Origin of the sequence: Anoxybacillus ayderensis (assembly GCF_013761015.1) — a bacterium.
Lineage (GTDB): Bacteria > Bacillota > Bacilli > Bacillales > Anoxybacillaceae > Anoxybacillus > Anoxybacillus ayderensis.
In genome coordinates this window covers 62,954-81,227 of the sequence record NZ_JACDUV010000005.1, presented here as the reverse complement: position 1 = coordinate 81,227, position 18,274 = coordinate 62,954, and the positions used below count along the sequence as shown (strand labels likewise).

General features: G+C 42.3%; 17 protein-coding genes. All 17 read left to right on the top strand.

Going from position 1 to position 18,274, the window contains the following annotated elements; translation table 11 throughout:
• A complete protein-coding gene (frr, locus tag HNR63_RS08525) occupies positions 1-552 on the top strand; it encodes a ribosome recycling factor (protein WP_009732918.1) in 552 nt (183 codons plus the stop codon).
• A 93-nt stretch (positions 553-645) separates the two neighbouring features.
• Positions 646-1,410: an undecaprenyl pyrophosphate synthase gene (gene uppS / locus HNR63_RS08520; protein WP_181520451.1), complete on the top strand. Its 765-nt coding sequence runs from the start codon at positions 646-648 to the stop codon at positions 1,408-1,410.
• 6 nt (positions 1,411-1,416) lie between these two features.
• On the top strand, positions 1,417-2,184 hold the full coding sequence (locus HNR63_RS08515) for a phosphatidate cytidylyltransferase (RefSeq protein WP_181520450.1): 768 nt from the start codon (positions 1,417-1,419) through the stop codon (positions 2,182-2,184).
• Positions 2,185-2,199: 15 nt separating this feature from the next.
• Positions 2,200-3,345: a 1-deoxy-D-xylulose-5-phosphate reductoisomerase gene (gene dxr / locus HNR63_RS08510; RefSeq protein WP_220127464.1), complete on the top strand. Its 1,146-nt coding sequence runs from the start codon at positions 2,200-2,202 to the stop codon at positions 3,343-3,345.
• 15 nt (positions 3,346-3,360) lie between these two features.
• The gene (rseP, locus tag HNR63_RS08505; RefSeq protein WP_042533887.1) at positions 3,361-4,617 is read left to right on the top strand and encodes an RIP metalloprotease RseP; all 1,257 of its coding nucleotides are present in this window, start codon (positions 3,361-3,363) and stop codon (positions 4,615-4,617) included.
• Between the two features lie 28 nt (positions 4,618-4,645).
• The gene (locus HNR63_RS08500; protein WP_181520448.1) at positions 4,646-6,340 is read left to right on the top strand and encodes a proline--tRNA ligase; all 1,695 of its coding nucleotides are present in this window, start codon (positions 4,646-4,648) and stop codon (positions 6,338-6,340) included.
• Between the two features lie 101 nt (positions 6,341-6,441).
• A complete protein-coding gene (locus HNR63_RS08495) occupies positions 6,442-10,731 on the top strand; it encodes a PolC-type DNA polymerase III (protein WP_085788887.1) in 4,290 nt (1,429 codons plus the stop codon).
• Between the two features lie 149 nt (positions 10,732-10,880).
• Positions 10,881-11,351 carry a ribosome maturation factor RimP gene (gene rimP, locus HNR63_RS08490; RefSeq protein ID WP_021094177.1) on the top strand — a complete coding sequence of 157 codons (471 nt, stop codon included), beginning with the start codon at positions 10,881-10,883 and terminating at the stop codon, positions 11,349-11,351.
• A gap of 27 nt (positions 11,352-11,378) precedes the next feature.
• Entirely contained in the window at positions 11,379-12,482 is a 1,104-nt protein-coding gene (nusA, locus tag HNR63_RS08485; protein ID WP_006322329.1) for a transcription termination factor NusA, read from the top strand.
• The gene (rnpM, locus tag HNR63_RS08480; protein ID WP_181520530.1) at positions 12,479-12,769 is read left to right on the top strand and encodes an RNase P modulator RnpM; all 291 of its coding nucleotides are present in this window, start codon (positions 12,479-12,481) and stop codon (positions 12,767-12,769) included. The genes nusA and rnpM overlap by 4 nt, the downstream gene beginning before the upstream one ends.
• A complete protein-coding gene (locus tag HNR63_RS08475) occupies positions 12,759-13,058 on the top strand; it encodes a YlxQ family RNA-binding protein (RefSeq protein WP_021094175.1) in 300 nt (99 codons plus the stop codon). The genes rnpM and HNR63_RS08475 overlap by 11 nt, the downstream gene beginning before the upstream one ends.
• 18 nt (positions 13,059-13,076) lie before the next feature.
• Positions 13,077-15,248, top strand: coding sequence for a translation initiation factor IF-2 (infB, locus tag HNR63_RS08470; protein WP_181520447.1), 2,172 nt, complete (start codon positions 13,077-13,079; stop codon positions 15,246-15,248).
• On the top strand, positions 15,245-15,523 hold the full coding sequence (locus HNR63_RS08465) for a DUF503 domain-containing protein (RefSeq protein WP_003394815.1): 279 nt from the start codon (positions 15,245-15,247) through the stop codon (positions 15,521-15,523). Before infB ends, HNR63_RS08465 begins: the two co-directional genes overlap by 4 nt.
• 14 nt (positions 15,524-15,537) lie before the next feature.
• Positions 15,538-15,897, top strand: a complete 360-nt coding sequence (rbfA, locus tag HNR63_RS08460) for a 30S ribosome-binding factor RbfA (protein WP_003394813.1) — start codon at positions 15,538-15,540, stop codon at positions 15,895-15,897.
• 47 nt (positions 15,898-15,944) lie between these two features.
• On the top strand, positions 15,945-16,841 hold the full coding sequence (gene truB, locus HNR63_RS08455) for a tRNA pseudouridine(55) synthase TruB (protein ID WP_181520446.1): 897 nt from the start codon (positions 15,945-15,947) through the stop codon (positions 16,839-16,841).
• A gap of 9 nt (positions 16,842-16,850) precedes the next feature.
• Positions 16,851-17,822, top strand: coding sequence for a bifunctional riboflavin kinase/FAD synthetase (gene ribF / locus HNR63_RS08450; protein ID WP_181520445.1), 972 nt, complete (start codon positions 16,851-16,853; stop codon positions 17,820-17,822).
• Between the two features lie 82 nt (positions 17,823-17,904).
• Positions 17,905-18,174: a 30S ribosomal protein S15 gene (rpsO, locus tag HNR63_RS08445; RefSeq protein ID WP_003394805.1), complete on the top strand. Its 270-nt coding sequence runs from the start codon at positions 17,905-17,907 to the stop codon at positions 18,172-18,174.
• Positions 18,175-18,274: the final 100 nt, after the last annotated feature.

The following is an 18,274-nucleotide window of genomic DNA, read 5'->3' as shown; positions in this document are numbered from 1 at the left end:
ATGCAAGTATTAACGAACGCGAAAGAAAAGATGGATAAAGCGGTTCAAGCTTTTTCACGTGAACTTGCAACGATTCGTGCAGGTCGTGCGAATCCTGCATTATTAGAAAAAATTACAGTCGATTACTACGGCATGCCAACTCCAATTATTCAATTAGCCGGCATTCAAGTGCCTGAAGCGCGCCTGCTTGTCATTCAACCGTATGACAAATCTGTATTGAAAGAAATCGAAAAGGCGATTTTAGCATCAGATTTAGGTTTAACACCTTCAAACGACGGTTCAGTCATTCGCATTGCGATTCCACCGCTTACTGAAGAGCGCCGCCGTGAACTCGTTAAGCTTGTGAAAAAATATGCTGAAGAAGCAAAAGTCGCTGTGCGCAACATTCGTCGCGATGCAAACGACGAGTTGAAAAAGCTAGAGAAAAACGGTGAAATTACTGAAGATGAATTGCGCGGTTATACAGAAGATATTCAAAAACTAACAGACGATCATATCGCAAAAATCGATGCGATTACGAAAGAAAAAGAGAAAGAAGTAATGGAAGTATAAGTCCCTCTATGTTTATAGAGGGTTTTTTGTTATAATTACGAAATAGGGCGCACAGCCTAATTACGATCGATCAAAGCTGGAGGACATGCGCTTATGTTTGAAAAGATGAAAAGATGGAAAAACAAAGAAGAAGCGTATTCAAAAGAAACCGTTTTACAAGGACCGATTCCTGCGCATGTGGCGATCATTATGGACGGAAACGGACGATGGGCGAAAAGACGTGCATTGCCACGGATGGCTGGACATTACGAAGGTATGCAAACGGTGCGAAAAATTACGCGCTTTGCCAACGAACTAGGTGTGAAAGTGTTAACGTTATATGCATTTTCAACAGAAAATTGGAAACGACCGAAAACAGAAGTAGATTATTTAATGCAGCTTCCTGAACAGTTTTTAACGACATTTTTGCCCGAGTTAATTGCAGAAAATGTACAAGTGCGCGTCATGGGACATAAAGACCAACTACCTTTACATACGTTACGTGCAGTCGATCAGGCGATCGAACAGACGAAACAAAATACCGGTTTAATTTTAAACTTTGCCTTAAACTACGGAAGCCGTGCAGAAATTGTACATGCGGTTCAAAAACTTGTTGACGATGTACAAAACGGAGCGATTCAAGCAAACGATGTCGATGAACAGTTGTTTCATTCTTATTTAATGACAAACGATTTGCCTGATCCTGATTTGCTTATTCGCACAAGCGGGGAAATTCGTTTAAGTAACTTTATGCTTTGGCAATTAGCATATACAGAGTTTTGGTTTACAGATGTATTATGGCCAGACTTCACAGAACAACACTTTTTACAGGCGGTACATGAATTTCAGCAACGTAGCCGCCGATTTGGAGGCGTATAATTTCATATGAAACAAAGAATTGTGACAGCAATTATTGCAGCTTCAGTCTTTTTACCGATCGTCATATATGGCGGATGGCCATTTTTAGTCTTAACGTATATACTCGCTACGGTTGGTTTATTTGAACTTATTCGCATGAAAAAAATGTCGCTTTTTTCGTTTCCAAGCATCGTTAGTTTTCTTGTATTATGGCTCTTTTTATATCCGTATGAACATATGATAAACATATGGATCCTCATCATCGGACTCTTTTTGTTGCTCATTTATACGGTCATATCCAAAAATGCGTTTACGTTTGATGATGTTGGGTTTATGATTGCTTCTTTACTATATGTAGGGGTTGGGTTTTATTCGTTTTTTCACGTGCGCGAAGCAGGGTTGTCGTATATTTTTTATGCGCTCTTTTTAATTTGGGCAACGGATAGCGGAGCGTACTTTATTGGTCGAGCGCTTGGAAAACGAAAACTGTGGGAGCACATTAGCCCGAACAAAACAGTTGAAGGTGCTGTTGGAGGCATTTTATGTGCACTTTTTGTTGTCAGTGCTTATGAGTGGTTATCACCGTTTGCTCCATCTTTTCCGATGTTACTGATCGCGACAGTCGTTTTGTCCGTTTTCGGTCAACTCGGTGACTTAGTGGAGTCGGCGTTTAAACGGCATTATGGAGTAAAAGATTCAGGTGCTATTTTGCCGGGGCATGGCGGCATTTTAGATCGCTTTGATAGTTTGTTGTTTATTTTACCAATTTTATATTTGTTTTACCTCATTGTTTAAAAAGGAGTGGACAGCTTGCGAGCAATTAGTTTATTAGGTGCGACGGGCTCGATTGGAATGCAAACGTTAGAAGTCATTCGTGCTCATCGCGATGCGTTTCGTCTCGTTGCTTTTTCAGCTGGACGAAATATAGAACAGGCAAGAATGATCATTGAACAATTTTCACCAAAAGTTGTATGTGTTGCCCAAAAAGAAGATGCCGACATGTTGCAGAGCGAATATATTGGGCGAGTGCGCATCGTTTCAGGTGAAGATGGGCTCATTGAAGTGGCGACCGTTCAAGAAGCTGACATTGTCGTCAATGCGGTAGTAGGAAGCGTTGGACTAGTGCCTACGTTAAAAGCGATTGAGGCGAAAAAAACAATTGCGCTAGCTAATAAAGAAACGTTAGTTACCGCAGGCCATCTCGTTATGAAGCACGCGATCGATTACGGTGTGTCGATTTTGCCTGTGGACAGTGAACATTCCGCTATTTTCCAATGTTTACAAGGAGAGCAACAAAAAAATATCGAATGTATTATTTTGACGGCATCCGGCGGCAGTTTTCGCGATCGCACGCGCGAGCAGCTAGAACATGTCACGGTGGAAGAAGCGCTAAAACATCCGAATTGGTCGATGGGAGCAAAAATTACGATCGACTCCGCAACGATGATGAATAAAGGGCTTGAAGTGATCGAAGCACATTGGTTGTTCCACCTACCGTACGAACAAATTGACGTTCTTTTACATAAAGAAAGCATCATTCATTCTATGGTGCAATTTCATGACGGAAGCGTGATTGCTCAGCTTGGAACGCCAGATATGCGCGTACCGATTCAATATGCGCTAACGTATCCGGATCGTTTTCCGCTACATATCGAACGACTGAACTTAGCACAAGTAGCCACGTTGCATTTTCAAAAAGTGGACATGAACCGGTTCCGTTGTTTACAATTTGCTTATGAGGCAGGAAACATAGGTGGAACGATGCCGACCGTATTAAATGCAGCGAATGAAGAAGCGGTGGCAGCCTTTTTAGCTGGACGAATATCGTTTTTAGCGATTGAACAATGCATTGAACAAGCGATGGAGCGGCACGTGCCGATTGCTCATCCAGATCTTGAGACGATTCGCGAAGTCGATCGTGAAACGAGACAATATGTAAAATCACTACACATGTAAAAGGTGGTTGAAACGTTGGAAACGGTTATTGCTTTTATTGTCATTTTTGGTGCGCTTGTGTTTTTTCATGAATTAGGGCACTTCATTTTCGCAAAGCGAGCAGGTATTTTATGTCGCGAATTTGCGATTGGATTCGGTCCGAAAGTGTTTTCGATGAAAAAAGGAGAAACGACATATACGATTCGTTTGCTCCCGCTTGGCGGTTTTGTGCGCATGGCCGGTGAAGATCCAGAAATGATTGACGTGAAGCGCGGTCAAGTTGTCGGCTTATTGTTTCATGAAGACGGGAAAGTGAAAAAAGTGATCGTCAATCATAAAGACGAATATCCCGATGCGAAAATCATTGAAGTAGAACGCGCTGATTTTGAACATGAGTTATATATTGAAGGATATGAAGGCGATGATGAGCGTTTACAACGCTTTGAATTAAGCGATCCTGCTTACATCGTCATCGATCGAGAAGAAGTGCAAATTGCGCCGTACGATCGTCAATTTGGTTCTAAAACGCTCGGACAGCGCGCGATGGCCATTTTTGCTGGTCCGTTGATGAATTTTATTTTAGCGCTTGTCATTTTCATTCTTATCGGACTGTTGCAAGGTTATCCGGTTGATAAACCAGTGATTGGTGAATTGACAGAGGATGGTGCTGCACGTCAAGCTGGGCTACAACAAGGGGATGTCGTCATGTCGATTAATGGACAGCCGATGTCTTCTTGGACAGATGTTGTGACAATCATTCGAAAAAGCCCAGAAAAACCGCTTCAATTTCAAGTAAATCGCAACGGTCAAATCATTGATCTCACCGTCACACCAGAAAAGAAAACGATCGAAGGTGAGACGATCGGTCTCATCGGTGTGTATGGACCGATGGAAAAGTCGTTTGTCGGAGCGATCAAACAAGGGGCGTTAGAGACGTACTATTGGACAAAAGAAATCATCGTTGGATTAGGTCATTTATTGACGGGGAAATTTTCTTTTGATATGTTGTCCGGACCTGTTGGCATTGCTGTTTCGACTCATAAAGTCGCTCAATCCGGCGTGTATTACTTAATGAAATGGGGAGCGATTTTAAGCATTAACTTAGGCATTATCAACTTGCTTCCACTTCCGGCGCTCGATGGAGGACGGTTAACGTTTTTTGCGATTGAAGCGTTGCGTGGAAAACCGATTGATCGTCAAAAAGAAGGCATTGTACACTTTATCGGTTTTGCCCTTCTTATGTTGCTTATGCTTGTTGTTACATGGAATGACATTCAAAAATTTTTCTTATAATTAAATGAAGTAAGAGGTGCTAAAAAAGATGAAACAAAGTATGTCGTTTATTCCTACATTACGTGAAGTGCCGGCAGATGCGGAAATTAAAAGCCATCAACTGCTGCTTCGCGCCGGCTTTATTCGCCAAAATGCAAGCGGAGTATATAGCTTTTTGCCGCTTGGTAAGCGCGTGCTGCAAAAAATTGAAGCGATCATTCGCGAGGAAATGGAGCGTGCTGGTGCTATTGAACTGTTGATGCCAGCGCTTCAACAAGCGGAATTATGGCAAGAATCAGGTCGTTGGTATTCATACGGACCAGAATTAATGCGTTTAAAAGATCGTCACGATCGCGACTTTGCGCTCGGTGCGACACATGAAGAAGTCATTACGGCGCTCGTTCGTGATGAAGTGAAATCGTATAAACGGTTACCGCTTACGCTTTATCAAATTCAAACGAAGTTTCGCGATGAAAAACGTCCGCGCTTCGGTTTGCTTCGCGGTCGCGAATTTATTATGAAAGATGCGTATTCATTCCACGCTTCACAAGAAAGTTTAGACGAAGTGTACAATAAAATGTACGAAGCATATGCGAACGTGTTCCGACGCTGCGGATTAAATTTCCGTGCCGTCATTGCGGACTCTGGTGCAATGGGTGGCAAAGATACGCATGAATTTATGGTTTTATCCGATGTTGGTGAAGACACGATCGCATATTCAGATTCGTCTGATTATGCGGCAAACATTGAAATGGCGCCGGTGATTACGACTTATGAGCGAAGTGATGAACCGCATGCACCGCTTGAGAAAGTGCATACACCAGAACAACGTTCGATTGAAGAAGTGAGCCAATTTCTTCAAGTACCAAAAGAAAAATGTATCAAGTCGTTATTATTTAAAGTAGACGATCGCTATGTCCTCGTTCTTGTGCGTGGTGATCATGAAGTCAATGATGTAAAAGTAAAAAATATATTAGAAGCAACTGTTGTAGAATTGGCAACGCCAGAAGAAACGAAGCACGTGATGAACTGTGAGATTGGTTCACTTGGCCCGATTGGTGTTCGTGATGGTGTCCTCGTTTTAGCTGACCATGCGGTAAAAGCGGTTGTCAACGGTGTGTGTGGAGCGAATGAAGCGCACTACCATTATAAAGGGGTCAATCCAGATCGTGATTTTGCTGCACAATACGCAGATGTTCGTTTCATTCAAGAAGGAGATCCGTCACCAGATGGAAAAGGGACGATTCGTTTTGCGCGCGGAATTGAAGTTGGACACGTATTTAAACTTGGGACTCGTTATAGCGAAGCGATGAATGCGACGTATTTAGATGAAAACGGACGTACGCAACCGATGATTATGGGTTGTTATGGTATCGGTGTATCGCGTACGCTTGCGGCAATTGCTGAGCAATATAACGATGAGCATGGACTCATATGGCCAACTGCCGTTGCTCCTTTCCACATTCACTTAATTTCCGTAAATCCAAAAGTGGACGAGCAACGAGAGCTTGCCGATGAATGGTATGTACGTTTGCAACAAGAAGGATTTGAAGTGCTGTATGACGATCGTGCCGAGCGCCCAGGAGTCAAATTTGCTGACAGCGATTTAATTGGGTTACCTGTGCGTGTGACGGTCGGAAAACGTGCAAATGAAGGAATCGTTGAAGTAAAAGTACGAAAAACAGGTGAAACAGAAGAAGTACACGTGTCGCAATTAGTCGAAACGTTGCGCCGTTACTTATAGGCAGAGAGGGGGATCCCCCCTCTTTCTGTCGTCTATCGCTCCCAAACGATGTATAAAAAAGAAAGGGAGGTGTACCGTTACATTTTTTGTAACGAACAACGATGAGAGAAGAACAAAAAGAACGATTTTCGATTTTACTACAACAGCTACAGCTTTCTTCACATATGGCAGATGACTTATTGCATGGACGGATTGAAAAAGTTGTTGTTGATAAACGAATGAAATGTTGGCACTTTTATTTTCGATTTCCTGCGATTTTACGAGCGCACGTATATGCCGAGTTTCGTAAACGACTAATCGAACAATTTCGCCATATTGCCGATGTGCAATGCACGATAGAAGTAGAAGATCAAACGTTTACTGCTGAAGATGTCGTGTCGTACTGGCCAATATTTGTTGACACGATTCAACAAACATCACCGCTTTTTTCACTACTTACACAGCAGCAACCGGAAGTAAAAGGGACGAAAGTCACTGTACAAGCGCGCAATGAAGCAGAAGCGATCGCGTTGAAAAAGCGATTTGCGGAAATGTTCGCTGCGACGTATGTTTCTTTCGGATTTCCGCACTTGCAGTTAGAAGCGAGTGTAAAACACGACGAGCAGCAGTTTGAACAATTTTTAGCGCAAAAACAAAAAGAAGATGAAGAACGAGCGTTAGCCGCGTTTATGGAAGCAATGCCGAAACAAGAAGATCCTACTGTAAGTGACACAAGCGGTCCGCTTGTGATCGGCTATCAAATTAAAGATGACGAACATATTCGTCCGCTCGATCAAATTGTAGAGGAAGAACGTCGCGTCGCTGTGCAAGGATACATTTTTGATGCTGAAGCAAAAGAACTAAAAAGCGGACGTACGTTATTGACGTTAAAAATAACGGACTATACAAATTCGATTCTTGTCAAAATGTTCTCACGCGATAAAGAAGACGCCGAGCTTATGCAGCGTGTAAAAAAAGGAATGTGGGTAAAAGTGCGCGGCAGCGTGCAAAATGACACATTCGTGCGCGATCTTGTGCTTATTGCGAACGATTTGAATGAAGTGAAACCGAATGAACGTCAAGATACAGCGGAAGAAAAACGGGTAGAATTGCACGTTCATACTCAAATGAGCCAAATGGATGCGGTCGCTTCCATTACAAAGCTTGTCGAACAAGCGAAAAAATGGGGGCATGAAGCAATTGCTGTCACGGATCATGCGGTCGTTCAATCGTTTCCGGAAGCATATAGTGCGGGAAAAAAATATGGTGTAAAAATTTTATATGGACTAGAAGCAAATATTGTCGATGACGGGGTACCAATCGCTTATAATGAGGCGCATCGGCGGCTAATGGACGATACGTTTGTCGTATTTGACGTGGAAACGACAGGGCTTTCTGCTGTATATGATACAATTATTGAATTAGCAGCGGTCAAAGTAAAAAACGGGGAAATTATCGACCGTTTTGAGTCGTTTGCGAATCCGCATCACCCGCTTTCCGCAACGACAATCGAATTAACGAAAATTACAGATGACATGTTAAAAGATGCGCCAGATGTCGAAGAAGTGTTAGAAAAGTTTTATCATTGGATCGATGATTGTGTGCTCGTTGCTCATAATGCGACGTTTGACATCGGTTTTTTAAATGCAGGATTTAAAAAGATGAATCGAGGTAAAGTAACGAATCCGGTTATTGATACACTTGAACTTGCTCGCTATTTATATCCAGAGTTAAAAAACCATCGTTTAAATACGCTTTGTAAAAAATTTAATATTGAATTAACCCAGCACCATCGCGCGATTTATGACGCAGAGGCGACAGGATATTTACTTATTCATTTGGTGAAAGAACTTGATGAAAAAGGAATTCAATATCTCGATCAATTAAACGAAGCATCGAAAGAACAAGGGGCGTTCCAACGTTCCCGACCGTTTCATGCAACGTTGCTTGTACAAAATGAAGTCGGTTTAAAAAATTTATTTAAACTCGTATCGTTTTCACATGTGAACTATTTTTATCGCGTGCCACGCATCCCACGTTCCGTATTGCAACAACATCGCGAAGGCATTTTAGTCGGATCAGGTTGCGATAAAGGTGAACTGTTTGAAGCGATGATGCAAAAAGGAATCGAAGAAGCGGAGGCGATTGCACCGTTTTACGACTTTCTTGAAGTACATCCGCCAGAAGTATATGCGCCGCTTATTGAGATGGAATACGTACGCGATGAAGCAGCACTCAAAGAAATTATTACAAACATTGTGCAACTTGGCGAACGGCTCGGCATTCCGGTTGTCGCGACTGGAAATGTGCATTACATCAATCGAGAAGATAAAATATATCGCAAAATTTTAATTCATTCACAATCTGGTGGAAATTCGTTAAATCGACACGAATTGCCAAACGTTCATTTTCGTACGACAAACGAAATGTTAGAAGCGTTTTCGTTTCTTGGTGAACAAAAAGCAAAAGAAATTGTTGTGACAAATACGAAAAAAATCGCTCATTTAATCGAAGAAGTGAAACCGATTAAAGATGAATTGTACACACCGAAAATTGAAGGAGCGGACGAAGAAATTCGTCGGATGAGCTATGAACGGGCGAAAAGTATTTATGGTGACCCGCTTCCAGACATCGTTGAAAAACGGTTAGAAAAAGAATTAAAAAGCATTATTGGTCACGGGTTTGCAGTCATTTATTTAATTTCTCATAAACTTGTAAAGAAATCGCTTGATGACGGATATCTTGTCGGTTCACGCGGCTCGGTTGGCTCATCGTTTGTCGCAACGATGACGGAGATTACGGAAGTGAACCCGCTTCCACCGCATTATGTTTGTCCGAACTGTAAACATTCCGAGTTTTTCGATGACGGTTCGGTCGGCTCAGGATTTGACCTACCGGATAAAAACTGCCCGAAATGTGGTGCGCGGTACAATAAAGACGGTCACGATATTCCGTTCGAGACGTTTTTAGGGTTTAAAGGAGATAAAGTGCCAGATATCGATTTAAACTTTTCGGGTGAGTATCAACCGCAAGCGCATAACTATACGAAAGTGTTATTCGGCGAAGATAACGTATATCGTGCAGGAACGATCGGAACTGTCGCTGACAAAACGGCATACGGATTCGTCAAAGGGTATATAAACGATCACAACCTTCATGTGCGCGGGGCGGAAATTGATCGTTTAGCTGCAGGATGTACAGGAGTGAAACGAACGACAGGGCAACATCCAGGTGGGATTATTGTCGTGCCAGATTACATGGATATTTATGACTTTACACCAATTCAATATCCAGCCGACGATACGAGCGCGGAATGGCGCACGACGCATTTTGACTTCCACTCTATTCATGATAACTTATTAAAACTCGATATTCTCGGACACGATGATCCAACGGTCATTCGGATGTTACAAGATTTAAGTGGCATTGATCCGAAGACGATACCGACAGACGATCCGGAAGTGATGAAAATTTTTAGTAGCACGGAATCGCTTGGCGTGACGCCGGAACAAATTATGTGTAACACCGGAACGCTTGGTATTCCAGAGTTCGGTACAAGATTTGTTCGTCAAATGTTAGAAGAAACAAAACCGAAAACATTTTCAGAACTTGTACAAATTTCCGGGTTATCGCATGGAACGGACGTTTGGCTCGGCAATGCACAAGAGCTTATTCAAAATGGGACATGTACGCTATCTGAAGTGATTGGATGTCGCGACGACATTATGGTGTATTTAATTTATCGTGGGTTAGAGCCGTCGTTAGCATTTAAAATTATGGAGTCCGTTCGAAAAGGGAAAGGGTTAACGCCTGAGTTTGAAGAAGAAATGCGCAAACATGATGTGCCAGAATGGTACATTGAATCATGTAAAAAAATTAAATACATGTTCCCAAAAGCGCATGCTGCTGCTTACGTGCTCATGGCTGTTCGCATCGCGTACTTTAAAGTCCACCATCCGCTTCTTTATTACGCATCGTATTTTACTGTGCGTGCAGAAGATTTTGATTTAGATGCGATGATTCAAGGGTCTGCTGCGATTCGTAAACGAATTGAAGAAATTCAAGCAAAAGGTCTCGATGCGTCCCCGAAAGAAAAAAGCTTGTTGACTGTGCTTGAAATTGCCCTTGAAATGTGCGAACGAGGATTTTCGTTCAAAAATATTGATTTGTATCGTTCACAAGCAACAGAGTTTATTATTGACGGAAATTCGCTTATTCCGCCGTTTAATGCGATTCCTGGACTAGGGACAAACGTGGCTCAAAGCATTGTACGCGCACGTGAAGAAGGCGAGTTTTTATCGAAAGAAGATTTGCAACAACGCGGCAAAGTATCGAAAACGATTTTAGAATATCTCGAAAGCCGTGGATGTTTGCAGTCGCTACCGGATCACAATCAATTATCACTCTTTTGAATGAGTTGCAATTTTTTTGCCAATATGTTATAGTTCTAGTGGAAATGGTAAAGATAATGGACAAAAAGAGTGGGGAAACCCACTCTTTCGTATTGATTCGAGATTCCTTGCCAACCGCAAGGGATTTTCTTGCAGTTAGGAGGACCAACATGAAAAAAGTGACGCACATCGTTGAGGAGCTCGTTACCCCGATCGTGACAGATATGGGGTTAGAACTTGTCGACATTGAATATGTGAAAGAAGGAAAGAATTGGTTTTTGCGCGTCTTTATTGATTCACCAACTGGAATTGATATCGATCAATGCGGTGTCGTAAGCGAACGATTAAGTGAAAAGCTTGATGAAATCGATCCGATTCCGCACAATTATTTTTTAGAAGTATCGTCACCGGGAGCAGAACGTCCGCTTAAAAAGGCGAAAGATTTTGAACGCGCCGTTGGGAAAAACGTTTATGTGAAAACGTATGAGCCAATCGATGGCCAAAAAGAATTTGAAGGACTATTAACTGCATTTGATGGTCAAACGGTGACCGTAGAAGTAAAAGTCAAAACAAAGAAAAAAATGGTGACCATTCCATACGAAAAAGTAGCTAGTGCACGGCTAGCTGTCATTTTCTCTTAATTCACATTAAAGGGGGACGACCGGTTCATGAATACAGAGTTGTTGGATGCCCTAACGGCGCTCGAGCGCGATAAAGGCATTAGTAAAGAAGTGTTAATTGAAGCGATTGAGGCGGCTATTGTGTCCGCTTATAAACGCAATTTTAATCAGGCGCAAAACGTTCGCGTCGATTTTAATCAAGAGACAGGAACGATTCGCGTATTTGCTCGGAAAGAAGTAGTCGATGAAGTGTACGATTCACGCTTAGAAATTTCGCTTGATGAAGCGAAGCGAATCAATCCAAATTATCAAGTAGGCGATGTCGTTGAAATTGAAGTGACGCCGAAAAACTTCGGACGCATCGCTGCGCAAACAGCAAAGCAAGTCGTCACGCAACGCGTTCGCGAAGCAGAGCGCGGCGTCATTTATGCCGAATTTGTTGACCGAGAAGAAGATATTATGACAGGTATTGTTCAGCGGACGGATTCGAAATTTATTTACGTCAGCCTCGGCAAAATTGAGGCGTTGCTTCCGGTAAGCGAACAAATGCCGAATGAAACGTATAAGCCACATGATCGCATTAAAGTGTACATTACAAAAGTCGAAAAAACGACAAAAGGTCCACAAATTTACGTATCTCGCACGCATCCAGGTTTATTAAAGCGATTGTTTGAATTAGAAGTACCAGAAATTTATGACGGTACGGTAGAAATTAAATCGGTTGCACGCGAAGCAGGAGATCGCTCAAAAATTTCTGTTCATTCCGATAACCCAGAAGTCGATCCGGTTGGTGCGTGTGTTGGACCTAAAGGACAACGGGTACAAGCGATCGTAAACGAGTTAAAAGGCGAAAAAATCGACATCGTTCGTTGGTCAGCGGATCCAGTTGAATTTGTCGCTAATGCGTTAAGCCCATCTAAAGTGCTTGATGTCATCGTCAACGAAGAAGAAAAAGCAACAACGGTCATCGTACCAGATTATCAACTTTCGCTTGCCATTGGGAAACGTGGGCAAAACGCTCGTTTAGCAGCGAAATTAACAAATTGGAAAATTGATATTAAAAGTCAGTCTGAAGCGGAGCAATTAGGTATTTACCCTCGTTCTTCATCATCGTTCCAAGTTGACGAAGAGGAGATTAGTGAGGTGGAATAATATGCCAAAAAAAAATTCCGATGCGCAAATGTGTTGTCACAGGGGAAATGAAGCCGAAAAAAGAGCTTATTCGCATCGTTCGTTCAAAAGAAGGCGACGTATCAATTGACCCGACAGGAAAAAAAGCGGGACGCGGTGCATACATTACGCTAAGTAAAGAATGCATTTTGCTTGCGAAAAAGAAAAATACGCTTGCGCATCATTTGAAAGCGACTATTGACGATTCGATTTACGAACAGCTATTACAGCTCGCTGAGAAGGAGAATGGAGAAACAAATGAATCATAAACCGTGGGCTTCTTTTCTCGGATTAGCGAATCGGGCGCGCAAAGTTATTTCGGGAGAAGAGCTCGTTGTGAAAGAAATTCAGCGTCAGCGCGTGAAGCTTGTCATTTTATCGGAAGATGCGTCAGAAAATACGAGAAAAAAAATTTCCGATAAATGTACGTTTTATCGCGTTCCGCTTTGTTATGTAGACAATCGCTATGAATTAGGTGGAGCGATTGGCAAAGGAGCACGGGTCGTTGTAGCAATTACAGATGAAGGATTCGCACAAAAGCTAAAAACGATGCTCTAACATTTTGGGGGTGAATGTATGTCAAAAATGCGTGTATATGAATATGCCAAAAAACATAACGTGTCAAGTAAAGATGTCATCCATAAATTAAAAGAAATGAACATCGACGTATCGAACCATATGACGATGATTGAAGCGGATGTTGTCGAAAAGCTAGATCGTTCGTTCAAAAAAGAACAAAAACAAGAAACGAAAAAAGAAGAAAAGACGGCACCTGTGAAAAAACCTGTTTTAGAACAGTTTGAAGAAGATGAGGATGAAGTCATTCAAACGAAAGTGCCGATCAAAAAAGCAGTAGTAAAAAATCGCGAAGGGAAAAAACACGACTTGCAAATTCAACAAAAAGAAAAGAAAATTTTCAATAACAAAAAAAATAAAAAACAAAAACCTCAGCAAGCTCCACAACAAGAAGTGCAAAAGAAAAAAGAAAAAGAGCTTCCGAAAAAAATTACATTTGAAGGTTCTTTAACGGTCGCAGAGTTAGCAAAAAAATTAGGGAAAGAGCCTTCTGAAATTATTAAAAAGCTATTTATGCTCGGCATCATTGCAACAATTAACAAAGATTTGGACAAAGATGCGATCGAGCTCATTTGCTCTGACTACGGCGTAGAAGTAGAAGAAAAAGTGACGATTGACGAAACTGAATTTGAGACGATCGAAATTGTTGATCATCCAGAAGATTTAGTTGAACGTCCGCCTGTTGTGACGATTATGGGACACGTTGACCACGGAAAAACAACGTTGCTTGACTCAATTCGCCATACGAAAGTAACGGAACAAGAAGCTGGCGGTATTACACAACATATCGGTGCGTATCAAGTTGTTGTAAACGGCAAAAAAATCACATTTTTAGATACACCTGGTCACGAAGCGTTTACAACGATGCGTGCACGCGGTGCGCAAGTGACAGATATCGTCATTCTCGTTGTCGCAGCAGATGACGGAGTGATGCCGCAAACGGTTGAAGCGATTAACCATGCGAAAGCGGCAAAGGTTCCAATTATTGTTGCGGTCAATAAAATCGATAAGCCAACAGCGAATCCAGATCGCGTCATGCAAGAGCTAATGGAATATGAGCTCGTTCCAGAAGAATGGGGCGGCGATACAATTTATTGTAAACTATCTGCGTTAACAGGCGAAGGGATTGACAATTTGCTTGAAATGATTTTGCTTGTGAGCGAAATGGAAGAGTTAAAAGCAAATCCAAATCGTCGTGCGACAGGAACGGTCATTGAAGCGAAGCTCGATAAAGGTCGCGGTCCGGTGGCAACTCTCCTCGTTCAATCAGGAACGTTGCGCGTTGGTGATCCGATCGTTGTCGGTTATACGTACGGACGCGTACGGGCGATGACGAACGACCTTGGGCGTCGTGTAAAAGAAGCGGGACCATCGACGCCAGTTGAAATTACTGGATTAAACGAAGTGCCGCAAGCAGGCGATCGTTTCATGGTGTTTGAAGACGAGAAAAAAGCACGTCAAATTGGTGAAGCTCGCGCCCAAAAACAAATTGCCCAACAACGAAGCGTAAAAGCGCGCGTTAGCTTAGACGACTTGTTTGAAAAAATTAAGCAAGGCGAAATGAAAGAATTAAATATTATTGTCAAAGCGGACGTACAAGGTTCCGTAGAAGCGCTCGTTGCGGCATTACAAAAAATCGAAGTTGAAGGAGTGCGCGTCAAGATTATTCACTCTGGCGTCGGCGCGGTAACAGAATACGACATTATGCTTGCATCTGCATCAAATGCGATTGTCATCGGCTTTAACGTTCGTCCAGATGCCAACGCAAAACGTGTCGCGGAAGCAGAAAAGGTCGATATTCGTCTCCATCGCATCATTTACAAAGTGATTGAAGAAATTGAAGCAGCGATGAAAGGGATGCTTGATCCAGAGTACGAAGAAAAAGTGATCGGTCAAGCGGAAGTGCGTCAAACATTTAAAGTATCAAAAGTCGGTACAATTGCAGGATGCTATGTGACAGATGGAAAAATTACGCGCGATAGTAGCGTCCGTCTCATTCGTCAAGGCATCGTCGTTTACGAAGGACAAATTGATACGTTAAAACGTTACAAAGACGATGTAAAAGAAGTCGCACAAGGGTACGAGTGCGGGATCACGATTAAAAACTTTAATGACATTAAAGAAGGCGACGTCATTGAAGCATATATGATGCAAGAAGTGGAGCGCAAATGATCGGATACGTCGAATGTGAATGCATCATTTACGACGTCCAATCATTGAAAGAAAAAAGAGCCGTGTTGCAACGCGTTGTCACACGGCTTAAACAAAAATATAATATATCAGTAGCCGAAGTAGATTATCAAAACGTATGGCAACGAACGAAGCTAGGGATTGTAGCGATTACAGCCGAGCGAACGGCGACGGAACAAGAGCTACATCGGGCGTTACAATTTATCGATTCGTTTCCAGAAATCGAACGAACGGTTACAACATTCGAGTGGTTTTAATCGAGGTGATGACAATGAGTTTGCGAGCCACACGTGTAGGCGAACAAATGAAAAAAGAATTAAGCGATATTATCGGACGCAAACTAAAAGACCCACGCATCGGTTTCGTTACCGTAACAGATGTTCGTGTAACGGGTGATTTGCAACAAGCAAAAGTGTATATTTCTGTTCTTGGTGACGAAGAACAAAAGAAAAATACGCTAAAAGGGTTAGCGAAAGCAACGGGCTTTATTCGTTCAGAAATTGGTCAGCGTATTCGTTTGCGCAAGACGCCGGAAATTTACTTTGAAATTGATGAAACGATCGATTACGGTCAACGAATTGAAAGTTTAATTAAACAAATTTCCGAAGAAAAAGAACATAAAGAAGAATAATGGATAGACGTGCGTCTATCCATTTCCGCTATTTTAGAGGTGAAGCGATGGACGGAGTGTTATTGTTACATAAACCTGCAGGCATGACGTCACACGACTGCGTCATGCGCATTCGTAAGTTATTCCAAACGAAAAAAGTTGGTCATACAGGAACGCTTGATCCTGACGTAAGTGGTGTATTGCCCATTTGCATCGGCAAAGCAACAAAAATCGTTGAACTATTAACAGCGGAGAGAAAAACTTATGAAGGGGAAGTGACGTTAGGCATAGCGACGACAACAGAAGATGCATCAGGTGACATCGTTTCAGTAAAACCGATCGAACAGCCGATTTTCCGACATGACATTGAGCGAGTATTTGCTAATCTCACAGGGGACATTGAACAAGTTCCACCGATGTATTCCGCAGTAAAAGTAAATGGAAAAAAACTATATGAGTATGCACGCGCAGGTATTGACGTGGAACGGCCGAAACGAAACGTCCACATTTTTGAACTGCTCCTTCTAGATGATAGACAAGTATTTACAGGTGAAAGGATATCGTTTCGTTTTCGTGTGACATGTAGTAAAGGGACATACGTGCGTACACTCGTTGTTCAAATCGGCGAGCGACTTGGGTATCCGGCGCACATGTCACATCTTGTTCGCACAGCGTCAGGACCGTTTACGCTCGATCAATGCGTGGCGTTTGCTGACATTGAACAGCATGTCGCATCTGGTACAGCGCATACGTTACTTTTACCGATTGAACGAGCGTTAGTTCATTTCCCGACGTATGTCATGAGTAAGGAAGAAGAGGAAAAAGTAAAACATGGAGCGCTTTTGCCTATTCTATCCTCTATGCCAGAGCGTCTGTTAATGGTTAATGAACAAGGTGAAGCGTTAGCGATTTATATGCCTCATCCGACAAAGCAAAGCTATATGAAACCTTTAAAAGTATTGTAGGTGAAAACGATGAAAACCATTTGGCTGTCCCATCCGTTCAACAAAAAAAATGATGAACCACTTGTTATGGCGCTCGGTTATTTTGACGGCGTTCATCTTGGACATCAAAAAGTCATTCGAACGGCAAAACAAATCGCTGATCAATATGGATACAAAAGCGCGGTCATGACGTTCCATCCACATCCGTCGGTCGTGCTCGGACGCTCACAACAACATGTTCGATTTATTACACCATTAAAAGAAAAAGAAAAACAAATTGCAAAACTTGGCGTTGATTATTTATACGTTGTTGAATTTACGCCTGAATTTGCTTATTTGTTGCCGCAACAATTTGTTGACGAATACATCATTGAACTGGGTGTAAAGCATGTCGTGGCAGGCTTTGATTTTACGTACGGCCGCTTAGGAAAAGGGACGATGGAAACATTGCCGTTTCATTCTCGTGAACAATTTACGCAAACGGTCATTCCAAAACAGACGTTTGGGGAAGAAAAAATTAGCTCCACATATATTCGGCAGCGATTAGCTGAAGGGGACGTTGAACAGTTACCTCATTTACTCGGAAGATGGTATGAAGTAACAGGCACAGTCATTCATGGGGATAAACGGGGACGGACGATCGGATTTCCAACAGCAAACGTTGCGCTTGACGATGACTATATGATCCCGCGCATTGGTGTATATGCTGTCACGGTAACGATAGACGACAACATGTGGACGGGAGTATGCAACGTCGGGTATAAGCCGACATTCCACGCCCAACAACAAAAAGATCCGTCGATCGAAGTGCATTTGTTTGACTTTTCATCAGACATTTACGGTGCACATGTATGTATTCAATGGCATAAACGATTGCGTGATGAACGAGCATTTTCTTCCGTTGACGAGCTCGTTGAACAAATTCATCGTGATGCTCAAGCGGCGCGTGAATATTTTCAAAATCCCCTTGCATTTTATCGGAAAAACATGTATTCTATTTAATGTATGTTAACCATTGCTGGGCAAAACGAGTCACCGCCGTTTGCTTGGTAACTGGGGTTGAAAAAAGAGGAGGTGAACAAGGATGGCATTAACACAAGAGCGTAAAAACGAGATCATCAACCAGTTCAAAATTCACGAAACTGACACAGGTTCTCCAGAAGTACAAGTTGCTATCCTTACAGAGCAAATTAACAACTTGAACGAACATTTACGTGTTCATCGTAAAGACCATCATTCTCGTCGTGGTCTTTTGAAAATGGTTGGTCGTCGTCGTAACTTACTTACGTATTTACGTAACAAAGACATCAACCGTTATCGTGAATTGATTAACAAACTCGGATTACGCCGATAAGTAAAAAGCGGGAGCATTCCCGCTTTTTATTAGTATTTGCGCCGATATTTGCTTATACTAAAACAAATACGATTTTTTATTTGTACATAGAGAGGGGTAC